Annotated in this window: 16 protein-coding genes and 2 tRNA genes; 6 read left to right on the forward strand and 12 right to left on the reverse strand. The window is 71.4% G+C overall.

The genetic code is table 11. The features are described 5' to 3' along the window. The first annotated feature begins 160 nt into the window (after nt 1-160). Nucleotides 161-1,963: an APC family permease gene (locus EV139_RS08145; protein WP_130454026.1), complete on the forward strand. Its 1,803-nt coding sequence runs from the start codon at nt 161-163 to the stop codon at nt 1,961-1,963. A 256-nt stretch (nt 1,964-2,219) separates the two neighbouring features. Here EV139_RS08145 and EV139_RS08150 read toward each other — a convergent pair whose 3' ends face one another. Further along, on the reverse strand, nt 2,220-2,849 hold the full coding sequence (locus EV139_RS08150) for a hypothetical protein (protein WP_241988997.1): 630 nt from the start codon (nt 2,847-2,849) through the stop codon (nt 2,220-2,222). 139 nt (nt 2,850-2,988) lie between these two features. Between EV139_RS08150 and EV139_RS08155 the strand changes: the two genes are divergently transcribed. The 3 genes from EV139_RS08155 (at nt 2,989) to EV139_RS08165 (ending at nt 4,658) form a co-directional block, all read left to right on the forward strand. Next, nucleotides 2,989-3,061 (forward strand) — tRNA-Lys (locus tag EV139_RS08155). Nucleotides 3,062-3,385: 324 nt separating this feature from the next. Continuing rightward, complete coding sequence (locus tag EV139_RS08160) at nt 3,386-4,084, forward strand: SDR family oxidoreductase (RefSeq protein ID WP_130453820.1); 699 nt, start codon at nt 3,386-3,388, stop codon at nt 4,082-4,084. Between the two features lie 232 nt (nt 4,085-4,316). After that, nucleotides 4,317-4,658: a sigma factor-like helix-turn-helix DNA-binding protein gene (locus EV139_RS08165; RefSeq protein WP_130453821.1), complete on the forward strand. Its 342-nt coding sequence runs from the start codon at nt 4,317-4,319 to the stop codon at nt 4,656-4,658. 171 nt (nt 4,659-4,829) lie between these two features. On the opposite strand, the gene EV139_RS08170 is transcribed toward EV139_RS08165, so the two are convergent. The 9 genes from EV139_RS08170 to EV139_RS08215 all read right to left on the reverse strand — a co-directional run bounded on the left by EV139_RS08170 (nt 4,830) and on the right by EV139_RS08215 (nt 13,742). Continuing rightward, nucleotides 4,830-6,464, reverse strand: coding sequence for an aminotransferase-like domain-containing protein (locus EV139_RS08170; RefSeq protein ID WP_130453822.1), 1,635 nt, complete (start codon nt 6,462-6,464; stop codon nt 4,830-4,832). A gap of 116 nt (nt 6,465-6,580) precedes the next feature. Further along, the gene (locus tag EV139_RS08175) at nt 6,581-7,201 is read right to left on the reverse strand and encodes a LysE family transporter (protein ID WP_130453823.1); all 621 of its coding nucleotides are present in this window, start codon (nt 7,199-7,201) and stop codon (nt 6,581-6,583) included. Between the two features lie 15 nt (nt 7,202-7,216). Further along, complete coding sequence (locus tag EV139_RS08180; protein WP_130453824.1) at nt 7,217-7,615, reverse strand: ArsR/SmtB family transcription factor; 399 nt, start codon at nt 7,613-7,615, stop codon at nt 7,217-7,219. An 82-nt stretch (nt 7,616-7,697) separates the two neighbouring features. After that, nucleotides 7,698-8,726 carry a cation diffusion facilitator family transporter gene (locus EV139_RS08185; protein WP_130453825.1) on the reverse strand — a complete coding sequence of 343 codons (1,029 nt, stop codon included), beginning with the start codon at nt 8,724-8,726 and terminating at the stop codon, nt 7,698-7,700. Between the two features lie 247 nt (nt 8,727-8,973). Beyond that, entirely contained in the window at nt 8,974-10,113 is a 1,140-nt protein-coding gene (locus EV139_RS08195; protein WP_130453826.1) for a methyltransferase, read from the reverse strand. A 558-nt stretch (nt 10,114-10,671) separates the two neighbouring features. Continuing rightward, nucleotides 10,672-10,744, reverse strand: a tRNA-Ala gene (locus EV139_RS08200). Between the two features lie 49 nt (nt 10,745-10,793). Next, nucleotides 10,794-11,828, reverse strand: coding sequence for a hypothetical protein (locus EV139_RS08205; RefSeq protein WP_130453827.1), 1,035 nt, complete (start codon nt 11,826-11,828; stop codon nt 10,794-10,796). 378 nt (nt 11,829-12,206) lie between these two features. Further along, on the reverse strand, nt 12,207-12,809 hold the full coding sequence (locus EV139_RS08210; RefSeq protein WP_130453828.1) for a GNAT family N-acetyltransferase: 603 nt from the start codon (nt 12,807-12,809) through the stop codon (nt 12,207-12,209). 6 nt (nt 12,810-12,815) lie between these two features. Then, nucleotides 12,816-13,742, reverse strand: coding sequence for a UTP--glucose-1-phosphate uridylyltransferase (locus EV139_RS08215; protein WP_130453829.1), 927 nt, complete (start codon nt 13,740-13,742; stop codon nt 12,816-12,818). A 79-nt stretch (nt 13,743-13,821) separates the two neighbouring features. On the opposite strand from EV139_RS08215, the gene EV139_RS08220 reads away from it, so the two are divergent. Further along, a complete protein-coding gene (locus tag EV139_RS08220) occupies nt 13,822-14,427 on the forward strand; it encodes a 5-formyltetrahydrofolate cyclo-ligase (RefSeq protein ID WP_130453830.1) in 606 nt (201 codons plus the stop codon). Between the two features lie 11 nt (nt 14,428-14,438). Beyond that, complete coding sequence (locus EV139_RS08225) at nt 14,439-14,690, forward strand: FmdB family zinc ribbon protein (RefSeq protein ID WP_130453831.1); 252 nt, start codon at nt 14,439-14,441, stop codon at nt 14,688-14,690. Between the two features lie 40 nt (nt 14,691-14,730). On the opposite strand, the gene EV139_RS08230 is transcribed toward EV139_RS08225, so the two are convergent. Together EV139_RS08230 and EV139_RS08235 are read right to left on the reverse strand one after the other, a co-directional pair. Further along, complete coding sequence (locus tag EV139_RS08230) at nt 14,731-14,937, reverse strand: hypothetical protein (RefSeq protein WP_130453832.1); 207 nt, start codon at nt 14,935-14,937, stop codon at nt 14,731-14,733. After that, complete coding sequence (locus EV139_RS08235; protein ID WP_241988998.1) at nt 14,934-18,716, reverse strand: AAA family ATPase; 3,783 nt, start codon at nt 18,714-18,716, stop codon at nt 14,934-14,936. Before EV139_RS08235 ends, EV139_RS08230 begins: the two co-directional genes overlap by 4 nt. Nucleotides 18,717-18,733: the final 17 nt, after the last annotated feature.

Below are 18,733 nucleotides of genomic sequence, written 5' to 3' on the forward strand. Positions count from 1 at the left end.
GACATCGTCCCTCGAATTCCCTCCCACCGACCCGGCAGCGCGGCGCGGCCGTGCCGCGCTCGGGTCCTGGCTCCTTGCGGAAACCGCCGAGGCGCCCGGGGAGCACACCGGACCGCACGGCCGCCCCGACGCAGACCGTCGCACCCACTGGTTCCGGGTGATGTGTCTCACGGGCGTCGACTATTTCTCCACGCTCGGCTACCAGCCGGCCATCGCCGCGCTCGCTGCGGGAGCGGTGGCGCCGATCGCCACGATCCTGCTCGTGCTCGTGACCCTCGCGGGAGCCCTCCCCGTGTACCGCCGCGTCGCGCACGAGAGCCCCCACGGCACCGGCTCGATCGCGATGCTCGCGAAGCTCCTCCCCCGCTGGGGCGGCAAGCTCACCATCCTCGCGCTCCTCGGGTTCGCCGCCACCGACTTCATGATCACCATGACGCTCTCGGCCGCCGATGCGACCGCGCACCTCGTCGAAAACCCGTTCGCCCCGGCCGTGCTGCACGGCCAGGAGGTGGTGATCACGCTCGCGCTGCTCGCCGGGCTCGGGATCGTGTTTCTCCGCGGCTTCCGCGAGGCGATCCGGGTCGCCACCGTGCTGGTCGGGCTGTTCCTCGCCGCGAACCTCGTGGTCATCGCGGTGGCGATCGCCCACCTCGTGGGCAACCCGATCGTGATCGGCGACTGGTGGACCGTGCTCACCACGCAGCACGGCAACCCGCTGTTCGTGATTGCGATCGCCCTCGTGGTCTTCCCCAAGCTCGCCCTCGGCCTCTCCGGGTTCGAGACCGGGGTCGCCGTCATGCCCCAGATCCGCGGCGACGCGAGCGACACCGAGGCGAACCCCGCCGGCAGAATCCGCGGCGCCAAGCGCCTGCTCACCACGTCCGCCCTCATCATGAGCGGCTTCCTGATCGCCTCGTCAATCACCACGGTCGCGCTCATCCCGGCGGAACAGTTCGCGCCCGGCGGCCAGGCAAACGGCCGCGCCCTCGCGTACCTCGCCCACGAGTTCCTCGGCGAGGGATTCGGCACCGCCTACGATCTCATCACCATCGCGATCCTGTGGTTCGCGGGCGCCTCGGCCATGGCCGGGCTGCTCAACCTCGTACCGCGCTACCTGCCGCACTACGGAATGGCCCCCGCGTGGGCGCGCGCCACACGGCCCCTGGTGCTCGTGTTCACGGCCATCGCGTTCACGATCACCCTCATCTTCCAGGCGAGCGTCGATGCACAGGGCGGCGCCTACGCCACGGGCGTGCTCGTGTTCATCACGTCTGCCGCGATCGCCGTCACCCTCTCCGCCCGAGCGAAACGGCAGCGCGCGGCGACGGTCAGTTTCTCCGTCATCAGCGTCGTCTTCGTCTACACCACGATCGCGAACATCATCGAGCGCCCCGACGGCATCAAAATCGCGGGCTGCTTCATCCTCGGGATCCTTGTTGTCAGCGTCGTCTCGCGAGTGAGCCGCGCCACCGAGCTGCGCGCCACCGCAGTGCGCTTCGACCCGGCGGCCTCGGCGTTCGTCGCGGAACGGCCCGGCACGATCCGGCTCATCGCGCACGAACCCAGCGACCTCAGCTCGGAGCGCTACCGCGCGAAACTCGAGCACGCCAAGGCCGCCCACCACCTGCCCGACGAGCGGCCGCTCTTCATCGAGATCACCGTCTCCGACAGCTCCGACTTCGAGGGCGAGCTGCTCGTGCGCGGCGTCGAGCGCCACGGCGCGCGGATCCTCACCGTCGAGAGCAGTTCAGTGCCGAACGCGATCGCCGCCGTGGCACTCCACATGCGCAACGAACTCGGGTGCACGCCGCACATCTACTTCCGCTGGACCGAGGGAAACCCGGTGACCCAGCTACTGCGGTTCCTCTTCTTCGGAGACGGCGAGATCGCGCCGATGACCCGCGAGGTGCTGCGCGAGGCGGAACCCGACCCGCGGCGGCGGCCGTGGGTGCACGTGGGGTAGCGGGGCGGCTGCCGGGCGGGCGGTTGCCGGGCCGGGCTACCGGGCGGGCGGTTTGCCGGGCTCGGACCGCCACCTTTCGGGCGGGCGGTTTGCCGGGCCGGGCGAGGGCCGCGGCTTTCCGGGCAGAAAAAGACCGAGCCGCAGAAACGCCTCTCGGCGGAAGGCCGCTCGAAGCGGCAAAAATTGGAGCCCGGGGTTACTGCGGCCCGGCACCTCCAGTGTACCGCAGCACCCGATTTCGTCGAGACCGCAGCGGTCAGGCGAGCGTGCCGTCCCGCCACCGGCGGGCCCCGGCGCTCAGCTCCTGCGCGAACGCCGAGTAGCGCAGGGCGCGCGTGGTGAGTTCGGCGGCGTGCGCGTCGTCGTGCGCGTCGCGAGTGTCGGCGAGGTCGGCCGCGCCCAGCGCCATCACCCGGCAGTAGCTCGCCGCGCGGTCGAGCGCCGCGCCCAGATCGCCCGTGAACACGCCCCGCAGAATTGTGTCGCACAGCTCGATCACCGAGCCGGGGGTCACCGGTTCGGCGGCACCGGCCACGACCGGGTCGATGGTGTGGGCAACGCTCACCCCGCGCCGGTACTGATCCGCCACCCCCGCGGGATCCGCGTCGGCGACGCGACGCAACAGGTAGAGCCGCCACAGCACCCCTGCGAGAGAATGGGCAGACTGCCCCGCCCACAGCTCGGCCACATCGTGCAGCCCCTCGCCCGCCGCAAGTCCGACGACGCGCTCAACCACGGCGGGGTCGGTGCCGCCGCGGACGCGGTCGAGCAGCGCCCAGGAGGTCTCCTGGGCCAGGCGGTGCGCGGCCCCCGCTTCGTCGGAGCCGATGATCCAGTCGAAGCTCGTGCTCGGCTGCAGCACCGGGCGCATGTGTTCTCGGGTCACGCGACTCCTCGAGGGTGATGGCGGCGGGAGCAGGCACTTGCGCGCGACGCCCCCGTGACGGACCCCGCGAGTCTACGCCGCACGGGTCGCGGGTGCGTGCATCGGGCGCCCGGAAAAACACGATAGATTAGAGAGGTAGGGGCCTCTAGCTCAGTTGGTAGAGCATCGGACTTTTAATCCGCGGGTCGCCGGTTCGAGCCCGGCGGGGCCTACTGCACGGAGCCCCGGTCCGCAGCGCGCAGCTGCAGGCCGGGGCTCTCCCCGTTCCCGGGGTTGGCCCAGTCTGCGCGGTCCGGCCCTGGCCCGGGCGCGGGTCACCCGGGCGAGTGTAGGCAAAGTGCCCCTTCGCGCCCAGGGCAGGGGCGCTTTGCCTACACTCGAGGGCGGCGCAGAGCGGGAACGGCGCGGGACAGCACGGGCGAGGCAGCGCGGGGCGGGGCAGCGCGGGGCGGGGCAGCGCCGGGCGGGTGGGGCAGCCCCCGCGCGCCGCGCACTGCATGTCACCGTCTCGGCGAGCCGCCCCCGATAATGAGGTCATGCGAATTGTGATTGTCGGCGCAAGCCTCGGGCTCGGGCGCGCGCTGCTCGACGGCCTCCGTGCAGACGGCCACGAGGTCACCGGGGTGTCGCGGCGCGCGCCAGTGGACTCGGACGCCGCGTGGATCGAGGCGGACTTCTCGCGCCCGAACGAGGCGGCGGCGCGTCTCGCTCGCGACTGCCCGCCCGAGATCGACGTGCTGATCTGGAATCTCGGCGTCTGGGAACCCGACGCGTTCTCCGACTCCTACGATTACCTCGCGCAGTCGGCAGCCACCACGGAAGCGCTCGTCGCGCTCAACGTCACGGGGCCGCTGCTCACGATCCAGACCCTGCTGCCCCGGATCCTGCGCGCCGATCACCGGAAAATCATCCTGACAGGATCCACATCTGCGCTGGCGCGGAGCGGGCGCCCGGAGGTCGCATTCGGCGCCACAAAGAGCGCGTTGAACGGCCTCGCGGACGCGCTCCGGGAGGGCTTTCGCGCGCACCGGCTGGCCGTCACCACCCTGCAGCTCGGCAACCTCAATACCGAGGACGGACTGGACGTTCCGCGGGCCCGGGCGGCCGCTCGCGGCGCGGGCACGCTGATCCCGGTGCACGACGTCGTCGACACGGTGCGGCACACCCTGGCGCTCTCTGGCTCCGCATACATCAGAGAGATCGTGATGCCCGCGATCCTCGACGAGCGGTTCTAACGCGCAGCCCAGCCCCACCGCTTGGGATTTCACTCCAGGCCCACATGCACTACATTCGTAGTCAAACATTAGTGCATGGGGGGTCGCCGGGGGATGGTGTTCCGACAGTGCGCTGAGAATCTTCGAGAACTCAGAGGAGCCGCGTTGCGCACCACCACACAGATCGCCGTCCGCGCGTCCCGGCAGGGTGCGGGCTGGGACCTCTGGCTCGACGGCGCGGTCGCGGCGCACGTTGCGAGCCCTGGGCAAGGCCGAGGCCCGGATCCGGGAACATCTCGACGCCGTGCACCCCGGGGTCGACCACTCGGACCGCGACATCACCATCGCCCCGGAGCTCGGCGAACTCGGCGAACGCGTGCGCGCGGCGCGGCAGGCGACGTCGGCTGCCGCGTCAGCGCAGGAGGAGGCCGCGCGGCGCTCCCGCGAGGTCGCCCGCGCACTCCGCGAAGCGGGGCTCACGGTCACCGAGGCGGCCGTGATCCTGGGGGTCTCACGCGGCCGCGTCTCGCAGCTCACCAGGGGCCAGCGCGGGTTGGCGCCAGTGTCGACGGAGGTCCTCCCGCGCCGAGTGTAGGTAAGGCCCCCGTGCGGGAGCCCCCACGGGTGTATTTGGCTCCACTCGACGGGGTGCGAGCGCGGGGCGGGGGCGCGGGCGCGGGTGCGCGGGCGCGCGGGCGCGCACGCGGGCGGGCGCACACGCGGGCGGGCGCACACGCGGGCGGGCGCGCACGCGGGCGCGGGTGCGCTAGGGCCCAGGGACCGCGCCGAGCACCTCCGCGATCTCCGCAATCCCGCGCTGTAGCCTGGTCGTCGATTCCGCACCGTAGCCGACAATGAGCCCGTCCGCGCCCGGCTCAAGCCGATAGTGCGCCACGCGGTCGACGAGCACCCCGCGCCGCGCCAGCGCGGCCACCACCGCGTCACCATCGCGTTCGCCGAGCGGGATCACCACGTGCAGGCCGCCATCTGCCCCGTGCACGGGGACCCCTGCCGCGGCAAGCTGGTCAAGGAGCTGCGAGCGGCGGTGCCGGTACTCTCGCCGCGTCCGCGCAACCTCCCGCCGAAATCCCCCGCTCTCAAGGAACTCCGCGAGCGCGAGCTGCATCGGCAACGGCAGGGCCGGCCCGAGCTCGGCGCGTACCGCGCGCAGTTCGTCGCCGAGCCGGGCCGCGGCCAAGCTCCCCGGGCGACCCACACCGCCCGCAGCGCCCGGGCCGTCATCATCGCCAGCCGCGTCCCCGCCGCCAAGCAGGATCGCCCCGCAGCGAATCGATGGCGACAGCACCTTGTTCAGCGTGGTGATGGTGGCGACACCTCCGCCGAGCGAGCCAATCGCCGGCAGCAACGCGCCAGCGTGCCGAAACTCACTGTCGTAGTCATCCTCGATCACGATCGCCCCGGACTCGTGCGCCCAGCCCAGGATGGCGAGGCGCTCCGCCGCGGGGATGCGCCCGCCAAGCGGGAACTGGTGGCTCGGGGCGAGCAGCACGGCGTCGATCGGCCGCGCCCCGCCGAGCTCACGCAACCCGGCGCCCGTCGCACCGTCCGCGCCCACCGCGAGCGGCACGAGCTCGGCCCCCGCCCGCTCAAGCACCCGGCTGCCGTCGCGGTAGCCGGGATCCTCCACGGCGATACGCGGGGCGCGCCCGTGTACGGCGCGCAGCGCGAGCGCGAGCAGCAGGAGCGCCTCCGAGGTGCCGGTGGTCACCGTCACGTCGTCGGCAGCGCAGCCAATGCCGCGCGCCCGCCGAGCGTGCTCCGCGAGGGACCGCCGCAGCGCGACGTGTCCGCGCGGGTCGGGGGCGTCCGGTGACCAGGGGTGTTTCGCCGCTGCGCCGAGCGCGCGCACCCACGAGCGCGGCGGGGCCGGCGCGGCGTGCGGTCGGCCGGGGCGGAGGTCGATCACGCCGCCGGCAGGCGCCTGGCCCGCGAGAGCACGCGCGATCCCAGGGCCGGACACGGCCGCGGCGCCAGGGCCGGACGAAGGGCCGGACGCGAACGCGGTCCCAGGGCCGGACGCCGTCACGGCCGCGAGGGGAGGCGCGACCACGGCGGCGGAGTTGGAGCGGTCATCCCCCGTGTCGCGGCCGCGTCGCGCCCCCCGCCCCGGATCGGTGCGCCAGCCCGGCAGATCCGGGATCACCCGGGTGCCGGCGCCCTGGCGACTCTCAAGGAAGCCCTCGCCCACGAGGCGCTCGTACGCCGCGACGACCACCGCGCGCGAGACTCCGATTGTCGCGGAGAGTGCTCGGGTCGGCGGGAGCGTCTCCCCTGGCGCGATCCGGCCGGCGAGCACCGCGTCGCGAATCGCGGTCGCGAGCTGCTCTGCGAGCGGGGCACGCAGCGCCCGATCCACACTGAGCTGCGGAAACAGGTCCACGCCTCACCTCACCCCGATTGGACTCGTCAACCCGGGCTAGATTCCCGAACTGAACGATCCTATCCCGCGCCTCACCGGCCGCGCCTCGCAGGCCGCCCGGCACCGATCGTGACGCTCTAGTGCACGAGCAGCAGGAGCCCCGCGACGGCGATAAACAGCGCCCCGAACACGGAGTTGAGCGTGCGCGCGCCGCGCGGGGTCGCCGCATAGCGCCTGAACGGCTTCGCCGCCGAGGCGAAAAAGCCCCACATGACGAGCAAATCAACGCCGACGACGGTTGCCGTGAGGATGAGGTACTGCGGCGCGAGCGGCTGGTCCGGGCGGATAAACTGCGGCAGGAACGCGAGGAAGAAGACGATCGCTTTGGGGTTGAGCAGGTTGACCCAGAACCCGCGGCGCAGCAGCGCCCACGCGCTTGCGCCCCCCGCGCCCGCCGTCTCGGCCTGGGGCTGCGGCGTTGCGACGATCAGCCGGATGCCGAGATAGACCAGGTACGCCGCCCCCAGCCACCGGATCGCGTTGAAGAGCGCGGGAGTGTTTGCGACGAGAACTCCCACTCCTGCGGCGACGATGGCGATGTGCAGCAGCAGCGCGAACTGCTGCCCCAGGACGCCCCAGAATGAGCGCCGCCACCCCACCGAGAGCGAGTTCGACATCGTGTTGATCGCCCCGGCCCCCGGGGTCAGGCTGATCACCACGGTCGCGGTAAACAGCGAGAACCAGAGCGGAAGAGTCATCAGGAAAGTGTAGTGCTACTCTTCCTCGGCGGACGACACGACCCCGCTACCGTGCACCTTGCACAGCGCGACGATGTCTCCGGTCAGCGCAAGCAGGCGCTCCGCGGCGGCAAACAGATCCATCAGTTCCGCTGAGTGCCGAAGCGAGTACACGGAGGCGCGCCCCTGCGGCCGAGACGAGACCAGGCCGGCATCCTTCAGCGATGCGAGGTGCTTCGACACCGTGCTCTGCGACAGGCCGAGGTGCTGCGTGAGATCCACGACGCGGTGCTCCCCGAGCTGCAGGTGCTGCAGGATCACCAGTCGCGACGGATCGCTAAAGCTCTGAAATAGGTGCGCCGCGGGGGTCAACTCGACGGCCTCGCGCACACGCTCGCGCTCGTGCGGCGCTTCCTCCCCCGGGGTAGTCTCCATGAGTCGATAATACTTCGGTGGCGGGTACCTGCGGGACCGGCGCCCGCCCCCACCGCCCGATCGCCGTACACCGCGCGCGCCATCAGTGGCTGTGTCCGACATCTTGGCCGCCGCTCACGGATGGCGCCTCGTTCATCCCGGCGAGATCGCGGTGCATCGACCCCTCGTGCAGCAGGTGGTCGGCCTCTTCGAGCTGGAAGGTGCAGTGTTCGATGCCAAACCGCTCGCGCATGGTCTCGGTGAGCGAGTCGAGGAGCCGGGCATGGGTCACGCCCCCGGTGGCGTCGGGGTCCGGGACGATGTGCGCCGACATCACCGAGACACCGCTCGTGAGCCCCCACACGTGGAGGCTGTGGACGCTCGCGACGCCGTGGGTCTTTTCGATCTCAAGCTCGACCTCCGCGAGCTCAATGCCGTTCGGCACGCCCTGCATGATGAGGTTGATCGCCTGCTTCAGCAGCATGAACGCGCGCGGCAGGATGATCACGCCGATGGCCGCAGCCGCGATCGCGTCGCCCTGATTCCAGCCGTACAGCAGATTCAGGATCCCGGAGATAATGATGGCCGCCGCGCCGATCCCGTCGCTCATCACTTCAAGGAACGCGGCCTTCACGTTGAGGCTCTCCTTCGAGCCACGGCTCAGCAGCGTGAGCGAGATGCCGGAGCCGATGAGCCCCACGACCGCGAAGAGGATCACACCGCCGCCCGCGACCTCGTCCGGGTTGAACCAGCGATCGACCGCCTCGAACAGAATGTAGCCGCCGAGACCGAACAGCAGCAGGCAGTTGATCAGCACCGCCACGATCTCTGCACGCATCATGCCGAAGCTCCGCCGCTTCGTTGCCGGCCGGGTGGCGAGGTAGGTGGCGATCAGCGCGATCAGGATCCCGCTCGCGTCCACGGCCATGTGGAGTGCTTCTGCGAGCAGCGCCAGGCTGTTCGTGAGCCAGGATCCGATCGCCTCGGCGAGAATGATCGTCACGTAGATTGAGAGCACAATCTTGAGACGCCTCCGGTGTGCGGTGGCGGCGGTCTGAGCACCCGCGAGCCCACCGGGGGCGTGCGCGCCCGCGGCTCCGCCGGTGACGTCGTGATCGTGTCCGATTCCCATACTGTCCACTCAAATTCTGCATCGCCGCAAATCGCTAGCATCGTCTACTGACGATGATAGTCACAATGCACGAAGAAACGCTAGCCCCGGGGCGCTGGGCGCGCAGCCGGGGCCGGGGCAGGACACGGGAGCGGAGCAGGACGCGGGAGCGGAGCAGGACGCGGGAGCTGAGCGGGGCTGGACCCGCGCCCGGAGTGCGGACCGGGATTCGCAGGACTGATCCAGTGGCGGATCCGAACCGTGGCGGTTACGCGCCGACCCGGAGGCGCCAGAGTGAGGTGACCTCGCGCGAGCGCGCGGCGTGCAGCAGATCGTCGGCGTCGCTCGCGCGCCGATGGGTGGGGACCGTGTCGATCCGATCCACCACGCGGAGCCCGGCGCCCGCGACTGCGTCGAGGAGCAGCTGTCGGCTGCGCAGCCCCAGGAGCTCGGCGAGATCGGAGAGCACCAGCCACCCCTCGCCACCCTCGGTCAGGTGCGCCGGGAGCCCCGCGAGAAACTGGAGCAGCATCGCGCTGCCCGGGTCGTAGACCGCCGCGTCGAGCGTGGTGGTCGCGCTCCCCGGAAGCCACGGCGGGTTGCACACGATCAGCGGGGCCCGGCCCTCCGGGAACATGCTCGTGCGCTGCGCTGTGGCGATCTCGCGGATCCCCAGTCGGGTGAAATTGTCGTTCGCGCAGTCAACCGCGCGCTGGTGAATGTCGGTGCCCACCACCCTGCTCACGCCACGCTTCGCGAGCACGGCCGCTAGCACGCCGGTGCCGGTGCCGATATCGAAGGCGAGCGACTCGGCCGGCAGCGGGGCACCCGCGACGAGGTCGACGTACTCGTGCCGCGTGGGAAGGAAGGTGCCGTAGTGCGGGTGGATTCGCGCGCCGAGACTCGGCACGTCGACGCCGTTCAGATACCACTGGTGCGCGCTCAGCACCCCGGTGAGCTCCTGCAGGCTCACAACGGCGCGGACCGCACCGGGACGCCCCCCGTACGCGAACGCCACAGCCTCGGCCACTCGCGGGGCGCGGGGCAGCGGCAGCACGACACCGCGGCCGGCAGCGTCGGCTTCGAGCGGGACGAGGATCAGCGAGAGCATGCGAGAGCGCTGGGCGCGCGCCTGCCGGATCCGGTAGAACTCCTCGGCGTCACTGAGAGGCGCACGCGCCGCGGGCTTCTTTTTCTCGCGCGAGAGGCGGCGGTCAACGGCTCCGATCAGCTGCTTCGCGTTGTGAAAATCGCCCAGCCACAGCATCGCCGTACCCTGCGCGGCGTACTTCACGGCCTGGTCGGCGGTGAGGCGATCGTCGACGGGCACCACTCGTTTGGGCGCGGGCCGTCCGTTCGCCGACCACCAGAGGGCGGACTCGGCAGCGCCCGCGGCATCCCAGCGCACCAGCGGAGCGCCTGTAGCCGATTCGTGAGCGATAGTTCACCGTCCTCGTGTGGTGTGGGGCCGTGCGCGGAACCGAGCGCGGATCCCTCAATCCTACGCCGAGCGCGCGTGGCGCTCCGGCCCAGGTCGCACCGGCAATGGCACACCCTCAATGCCCGTCCCGAAACGCCGCTCGCGCACGAGCCTTCGCGCGATTCCCCGAAACGAAGAAAATCCCCGCGAACGCGGAGCTTTTCAGAGTGGATCTGAGGGGCGCGGAATCTTCAACGGAAACGCGCCCGCGTTTCCAGATTCCGCGCGATTCCCCGAAGACAAAAGGCCCCGCTACTGCGGGGCCAAAGTGGTGGATCTGAGGGGCGCGAGATTTTCAGATGAAACGCGTCAGCGTTTCAAAATCTCGCGCGATTCCCCGAAACGAAGAAAAGCCCCGCGAACGCGGAGCTTTTCAGAGTGGATCTGAGGGGCGCGGAATCTTCAACGGAAACGCGCCAGCGTTTCCAGATTCCGCGCGATTCCCCGAAACGAAGAAAAGCCCCGCGAACGCGGAGCTTTTCAGAGTGGATCTGAGGGGAATCGAACCCCTGACCTTCTCATTGCGAACGAGACGCGCTACCAACTGCGCCACAGACCCTTACAGCGATCCAGCATAGCAATCCAGGGCCACTGACGCGAAATCGACGCTATCCGGCGTTGCGGCGGCGGCGCAGGGCGGCGTCGAGATCGGGCATCCCCTGGCTGGTGTCGCCGATCACGCCCATTCCGCGGAGGCGCTGCTGCGCGGCACGCTGTTCGGCCGCGGCCGCAGACATTGGGGCGCGCTTGGGCGCGGGTGCTTCTGCGGCGGCGCGCTCGGGCTGCGACACCGAGGGCGCGGCGGGCGCGGGGGCAGCCGGCGTGGTTTGTGCGCCGGCGGCGCGCTCGCGTGCCACCTGCTCGCGAACCTCGCGGAGCAGGATCGAGTCGGTCTGGTTTTCCTGGGCGCTCGGCCGTTCAGCGCGGGCACGGGCCATGGTGCGGGCTCGTGCGATGCGCTCGGCAGCCGCACGCTGGGCGGCTGCGTGAGCCGCCGCGGCATCGCCGGTTTCCCCGGTCGACGCCGGGGCCTGGGTGGGGATCTCGGCCGGGGCGGCGTCCGCGATCACCTGCTCCGCCTCAATCTGCGGCACCTGCACGCGGCCCGGGGCCAGCAGCACCAGTCCGCCGACGGACGCGACCGCGAGCAGGGCGGAGCACACGAGCAGCATTGGACCGCTGCCGGCGACCGCGAGGCCCACGCCAACGAGCGTTCCGAGCACCCCGGAGAGCGCGGCAAGCGCGGCTACGGCGCGCAGCCTGCGCGCGCTGGGGCGGCGGAGTCGTGCCGAGCGCTTCGCGGCAGCCTCTCGGCGACGCATCTCTTGCGCCCGGATCTCGGCTCGCACTGACGCGGCGCGGGCTTCGGCGAGATCGGCGGCGCGCTCGGCCTCCTGCTGGCGCTGTGCGGTCCGCAGCAGCTTCTCGTGTGCCAGCGCCTCACGCGCGTTCGCTTCGATCCGCACTTCCTGGGGCACCTCGGAGGTCTCCGCGAGCACCCGCAGCGTGCGTTGCAGCCGCAAAGCGTTCTTCTCGGCGGCCTGGAACTCGCGCCGCCGGGTCCACGCCGGCACCAATACGGCAGCCCAGAGGAGGGCCGCAACCAAGAAGATCACGCCACCGCCGAGAACACCGCCTGTCATGTGCCTCACTGTACGGCGTCGCCGGGCCGTGGAGCCGTCGGCACGCCGCAACCCCGCATCGGAGGGCCGCGCGGCCGGCTCGGGCGCCTGGATTTCCGACCCCAAGCCACACATCCGACCCGCTTCCCCGGCGGCCTGCCCGCGCGAAGCGGGTCGGATCTGGGTGGGCGGGTCGGATCTCTCCCACAGGGTCGGATCTGGGCGGGCGGGTCGGACCGGGCCCACCGGGCCGGATCCGGGCGGGCGGGTCGGATCTGGGCGGGCGGGTCGGACCGGGCCCACCGGGTCGGATCCGCGCCACAGGGTCGGATCCGCGCCACCGGGCCGGACCCGGCCGACCGGGTCGGACCTGAGCCACCGGGTCGGACCCGCGAGCCGCTAGCCTCGCGGCAGCCGCGAGATCATCGGCCCGTCCTCGCGCAGCGCGACGAAGCAGTCGTGGTCGCGCCACGCCCCGTCGATGTGGATGTACGCGGCCCGCCGCCCCTCCGGGCGCATGCGCAGCTTCTCCACCACGCGCAGCGAGGCCGCGTTCTCGGGGCGGATGCAGATCTCCACCCGGTGGAGGCCGAGCGTGACGAACACATAGTCGATCGCGAGCGCCACCGCGGTGGGCGCGATGCCGCGCCCGGCCGCGTGCTCAGACACCCAGTACCCGATCTGCGACGACTGGAGGGCGCCGCCCGAGAGCTCGGAGATGCTGAGCTGCCCCACGATCTCGGTGTCGTAGAGGATCACAAACGGCACGCCGCTGCCGGCCTTGAGCTGACGCCGGTACGCGCGAATGGTGGGCCGCATCGGCACCGAGCCGGGCTCGATGCTGCGCCCGGACGGGTGGGTCGCCTCCCAGCGCCGCAGCCAGTCGCGGTTGCCGCGCAGCAGCGCCCGCAGCGCCTCAGCGTCGCCCGCCCGGACCACGCGCAGCGTCACCCGGCCCGCGGTGAGCGGGGCGGGGACGTCGATCACGCGGCCGAGCGGCACGCTCCGCTAGCCTTCGCGTCGCGCGCGCAGCTGTTCGGCGAAGTCGATCACCCAGTTTGAGATCTCGGTGCCGAGCTCGTCGTGGTCCACCCCGAGCAGCACGTTCGCCTTGATCCAGTCGGCACGGTCGCCCGTGTCGTAGCGGCGGCCGCGGAAGATCACGCCGTAGACGGGCGCCTCGCCCTTGCCCTCGGCGAGCTGGTGCAGCGCGTCCGTGAGCTGGATCTCGCCGCCGCGGCCGGGCGGGAGCTCGTCGAGGATGTCGAAGATCTCGGGGCGCAGCACGTAGCGGCCGATCACGGCGAGGTTTGACGGGGCTTCCGCGGCGGCCGGCTTCTCAACGAGGCCGGTGATGCGCACCACGTCGGCGTCGTCCGTGGCCTCGACGGCGGCGCAGCCGTAGAGGTGGATCGACTCCTGCGGCACCTCCATGAGCGCGATCACGGTCGCGCCGCGGGCGTCGTGCTCGGCGATCATGCGGTCGAGCAGCGGATCGCGCGCGTCGATCAGGTCGTCGCCGAGCAGCACGGCGAACGACTCGTCTCCAACGTGGCCGCGCGCCCGGCCCACCGCGTGGCCCAGGCCGAGCGGCTGACCCTGGCGGAGGAAATAGACCTCGGCGAGCTCGCTCGACTCGTGCACCTTGCCGAGCTTGCCGTCGTCGCCCTTTCGCTCGAGCGAGTACTCAAGCTCGGGGACGCTGTCGAAGTGGTTCACGAGGTTGTCTTTGTTGCGCCCCGTGATGATGAGCACGTCGCCGAGGCCGGCCGAGGCCGCCTCTTCGACGACGTACTGGATCGCCGGCTTGTCGACGATCGGGAGCATCTCTTTCGGCATCGCCTTCGTCGCGGGGAGGAAGCGAGTGCCGAGGCCCGCTGCCGGGATCACAGCTTTGGTGACGGCCGACTTCTGGGCGCGCTGAACTTCAGTCATGCAGGCCAGCCTAATGATGTGCGCGTCCCAGGCAAAGTTCCCCCGCGGATTCGAGCCGTGGCCGAGCTAGGCTGTGGCTATGGGTGCGGCCACGAGTGCGGCGAGCGGCGAGCGCAAGCGCGAGGTGCGCGCGACGGTGCGCGCGCGGCGGGCGGCGCGCTCCCCCGAGCGACGCGAGCGCGACGCCGCCGAGCTCTCTCACCACCTGATCGAGCTGGTGCGCGCGGCGGGCGCCCGCACCGTGACCTGCTACCTCCCGATGGCGGACGAGCCGGACCCGAGCGGCTTCCTCGACTGGGCGCTCGGCGCCGGCGTGGACGTGCTGTTGCCAGTGTCGTTGCCGGATCGGGGGCTTGCCTGGGCGCGGCACTCCGTCGCGCCGCAGGTCGTCGGTCGCCACGGGATCCGGGAGCCCGCTGGGCCGCGTCTCCCGGGGAGCGCGGCCCGGGACGCCGAGCTCCTGCTCGTGCCCGCCTGCGCGGTCGATGTGACGGGCACCCGACTGGGCTGGGGGCTCGGCTACTACGACCGCGTGCTCGCCACGCTGGATCCGCGCGTGCCGGTCTTCGCGGTCGTGTTTGCCGAGGACGTGCTCGACCGTCTCCCGCGCGACCCGCACGATGTCCCCGTCGACGGCGCGGTCACCCCGGCGGGCACCCGGCGTTTTCCCGATCAGAGGCACTAGGATGGGTAATTGTGCCTACCTACGCTTACCGGTGCGCCGACTGCGGCCACGCGTTCGACGTCTACCAGTCGTTCTCAGATGACGCGCTGACCGTCTGCCCCGAGTGCGAGGGCACGCTGCGCAAGGTGTTCGGATCGCTCGGCGTGACGTTTAACGGCTCGGGCTTCTACAGCACCGACTCGCGCTCCGGCGGATCCGGATCCGGATCGTCGAGCTCAGGCTCAAGCTCATCGAGCAGCTCGAGCTCCTCCAGCAGCTCCTAGCCGCGCACCTCCTCCGGGGCACCGCGAGGTGACGCCCGGGCTACCCCCAGTGCGGGGGTTTGTCGCGGCGCAGCCGCTCCTCGTTCGCGCGATCTGCGGACCCCGGTGCGGCGTCGCCGTCGCCCCAGCCCGCCGCCTGGTCTTCGCCGGCCTGCGCGTCGAGCGGGTGCTCGGACGGCCGCGGGTCCACGCCCGCGGGCGCGGGGCGCTGCGCGCGCCGCGAGCGGCGCGGCTGCTGCTCGGTCACGCGCGGCCCGCGGCCGCGGCGGCCTCCCCGGCCTCGCGACCGACGATCCGCGCGATGCGGCGCGCGGCCTCGTCGGGGTCGGCGAACAGGTCGAAGCTCTGCACCCGGTGGTAGTGCCAACCGAGACGGCGGAGCACGGCCGGCCGCAGGCGCAGCGTGTCGCGCAGGCTGTCTGAGCCGTCACCGAGGTCGATCTCGATGGCGATCGCGCGCCCCGCGTACGAAGCGGCGAGCGGGATCACGCCGCGGTAGTCGAGCGCCACGGTGAGCCCGAGGGCCTCAAGCCGGTCGGCGAGCTCCCCCACCATCGGGTCGCGCTCCGCCGGCAGGGCGGGCGGCTCGGGGGCCGGGTGCTCAAGCGCGAGCAGCTGCGCCAGCTCAACCACGCCGTGCTTGATGCGGGCGGAGTCGAGATCCTCGGGCTTAAAGCAGCTCACGATCGTCATTGCGCGGCGGGCGCGGGTCATCGCGACCGCGAGCAGCCGCTCGCCGCCGGGCCGACCGAGGCCACCGAAGTTTGAGAGCACCCGGCCGTGCGGGGTGCGGCCGTAGCCGATCGAGAAGATCACGCGGTCCCGGCTCTGCGCGGTCGCCTGCTCCAGGGTGAGCACCGCGAACGGTTCCGCCCGCTCCCCGAGCAGGAAGTCACGGTACTGCGGGAACTTCGAGAACGCCTGCAGCACGGCCTGGTACACGCGAACCGCGTGCCGCTCGCTGGCCGTGATCACCATGAGCGATTCGCCGGCGCGCTCGGAGGCGTGCTCAAGCACGAGCTGCACGACCCGATCAACCTCGGCGTCGGTGCTCTCCACCGCGCCGGTCTGCTGATCGGGCAGCCCCTGGCCGCCGCGCACGAACTCGTACGTGAGGCTCGAGTGGCCGAGGAAGCTGCCGGCCCACGGCAGCGACTGGATCGCGCCGTCGTAGAACCGAGTGTTGACCAGCTGCGTGAGATCCTCGCCGCCCGCGCGGTAGCTGCGCGTGAGGGTGAGCGTGGGCAGCACCTCGCCGAGCTCCGCAAACGCGGAGCGGCGGTGCAGCGCTTCGGCGTCGCTCGCATCGTCGACCGGTGCGCCAACGGAGATCTCGAAGTGGGCCGGAGTCTGCGTCATGGTGTCGCCGAACGCCACCACCTGCGTGGCGCGGCGGATCGCTCCGAGGTTCTCCACGAGCGTGGTCGCTCCCGCGTCGACGAGCAGCACGGTGTCGAAGCGCATGCTGTCGGGCAGCTGTGCCACCTCGTACGGGGACATGGTCCAGACGGGGGCGAGCACGCCAAGCAGGTGCGGTGCGCCCTGCGCCAGCGCGGCCACCGAGGCGTCGGGCCGGCGCAGTGCCTCGCGCATCGCAAGCGCCTCCTGCTTGTGATCGAGCACGGCAACCCGCCACGCGTCGGCGAGGGTCGCCGCGAGCAGCGCGCCGTTCGCGCCAGCGTGCGCGTCGTCGACCAAGCGGAAGTCCGCTTCAAGGCGCTCAAGCACCCCGGTGTTGGCGCTCAGCAGTGCCGGGTTGGTCTGCAGCATCCGCTCAAGCGCCGACTGCCACCAGGCGAGCTCAAGCTCGCTGGCGACGTCCTCCGCGGGGACGTGGCGCGCCGAGAGATCGTCGAGCAGCGGCTCGAGGTGCGCGGCGCGCATGCGCTCCACGATCGTGGTGCGCTCCTGGATGTTCTGCAGCACCTCGGACTCGCGGGCGAGATCGGAGATCCGCGTGGCGAGCGCGCCAAGCGAGCGGTTCTTGAGCCGATCCGGATCCGCGGCGACGCCGAGCACGCGGTCGAGCTCGTCGAGATCCTGATAGGCGGACTGGTAGGCGACAACCACGTCGGCGATGCCCAGCGGCACCTCCGGGCGCGCGCCGACCACCGTGGTGTAGCGCTGCCACAGCACGCGCTGCTGCTGGATCTGCACGAGGCGGGAGTACATGTCGGTGATGTGCACGCCCGGGCGCACGTACTCGCGGGCGAGCTTACGCAGGCGCCGCTTGTTCGCCGCCGACATCTCATCGCCGCCACGCGGCGCGTGCGCCGCGATCACCTCGGTGAGCGAGCGGTCGTAGACGGCCGGGGTGAAGCGATCGAGCGTGTCGCGGATTCCCATGAGGAGGCGCAGGTACACGCCCAGCTCGGCGATCGTCTCGTAGGGCCGCATCGATGTCTGGCCGATCACCTCGTTGGCCATCGAGATGAGACGCGGCAGCTGCGACTCGGCGAGGTCCACCGCGAGACCGTACGCGGTGCGCGCCTCCTCGGTCGTGCCAAAGTTGACGCCGTACCAGGGCGAGTCCTCGGGACCGTACTGGAACTGGCCCAGCCGGGCGACCTCGGTGAGGGCCTCGGCCATCGAGCTGCGATCGAGCGTGAGCTGGCCGAGCGCCTGATCGTCGAGCCGCACGGTAGTGCTCGGCGGCCGCTCGCTCAGCGACAGCACCGTGAGACGGCGCAGCGCGTCGAGCGGGGAGACCCCGTAGCGCGGATCGGCGCCCGACAGCGCGCCGCGGTAGTCGCGGAGCACGCCGCGCAGGCGTGTCAGGGCAGCGTCGACCTCGCCGAGCTGTTCGGCCCTGGCGTTCTCGTTGCGGCTGATCGACTCGACCAGATTGCGGCGCAGCCGGCGCGGGCCGACCGAGAGGCCAGCGAGCCCGGCGCGCGTGAGGCGGTGGGAGATGCCGTCGAGCGTGGCCCGGCGCGGCGAGACCACGAGCACGCGCTTGCCCTCGCGGGCGAGGCTCCCGATGGCGTTGACCACGGTCTGCGTGCCGCCCGTGCCGGGCAGCGTGTGGACCACGATCGAGTGGCCGGCGTCGATCTGGGCGAGCACGTCGTCCTGCTCGGCGTCGGCGTCGTAGAGGAAGCGGTCCACGTCGGGTGAGCGCTCATCTGGGTGCGTGGCACTGACCGGGCGGTACGCGGCAAGGAGCTGCTCGCGCGCTGGCTCACTGCCGCAGACGGCCGCGAGGATCGGCGAGTCGAGATCCTTCACCGCGGCGGCCATGCCCTGCGACACGCTGGTGAACGAGGACACGACGAGGCGTGGCTGCACCACGAAGCCCGCGACACCCGCGACCATCTGGCGCACGCGGTCGATGACCGGCTGCGGCTTGAATACGCCCTCGGACTGCGAGAGCTCGATGAGCGAGCGCGCGTCGATCGCGATCCCGAACTGCGCGTGCAGCACGCGGATCAGCTCCGGGTTGACCACGGGGAACTGCTTGAGCTTCAGCTCGAAGTCGCGGCCGTAGCGGCGGATCGCGAGCGGGCGCAGCAGCACGGGGGCGCAGAACTCCTCCCCCTCGAAGCTCCACTTTGCGATGCCCACACCGAGGTTGACGGTCTCGATCCCGCGCACCGTGCGCATCTCGATCGCCTTGTCGGTCACCCGACCTGCGGCCGCGCGAGCGTGCCGCAGCGCGAGATCGTCGCGGATCAGGGCGGAGAGCAGGATCTTGTTGCCCGTGATGAACTGCGGCAGGCCACCGGGGTGGGTGGTCGAGAGCTCGATGCGGTTCGCCGGGCGGTCGTCGAAGTGCAGCAGCGGATTGCGGCCGCCGATGCTCGCGGCCTCGCGCCGCCAATCAGCGTGCTCGTCGGCGTACGCGTCCACGAGCGACACCGGCCCCGTGAGCTGCGCCGTCAGATCCGGCTCCGGTCGCGGGCTTGGATCGGGCGCGGTTGCGAGCGCGCCCTCGTCACGAGGCGTCACCGCCTCGGGGGCCACGCCCTCCGCCTCATTTTCGCCGCGCACCGCTCCCGGTCGCTGACGCCGATCTACACTCCACACACCGCCACCCTAGGCGC

The sequence above is a fragment of the Leucobacter luti genome, assembly GCF_004217175.1.
In the GTDB taxonomy this organism is placed as follows: Bacteria; Actinomycetota; Actinomycetes; order Actinomycetales; family Microbacteriaceae; genus Leucobacter; species Leucobacter luti.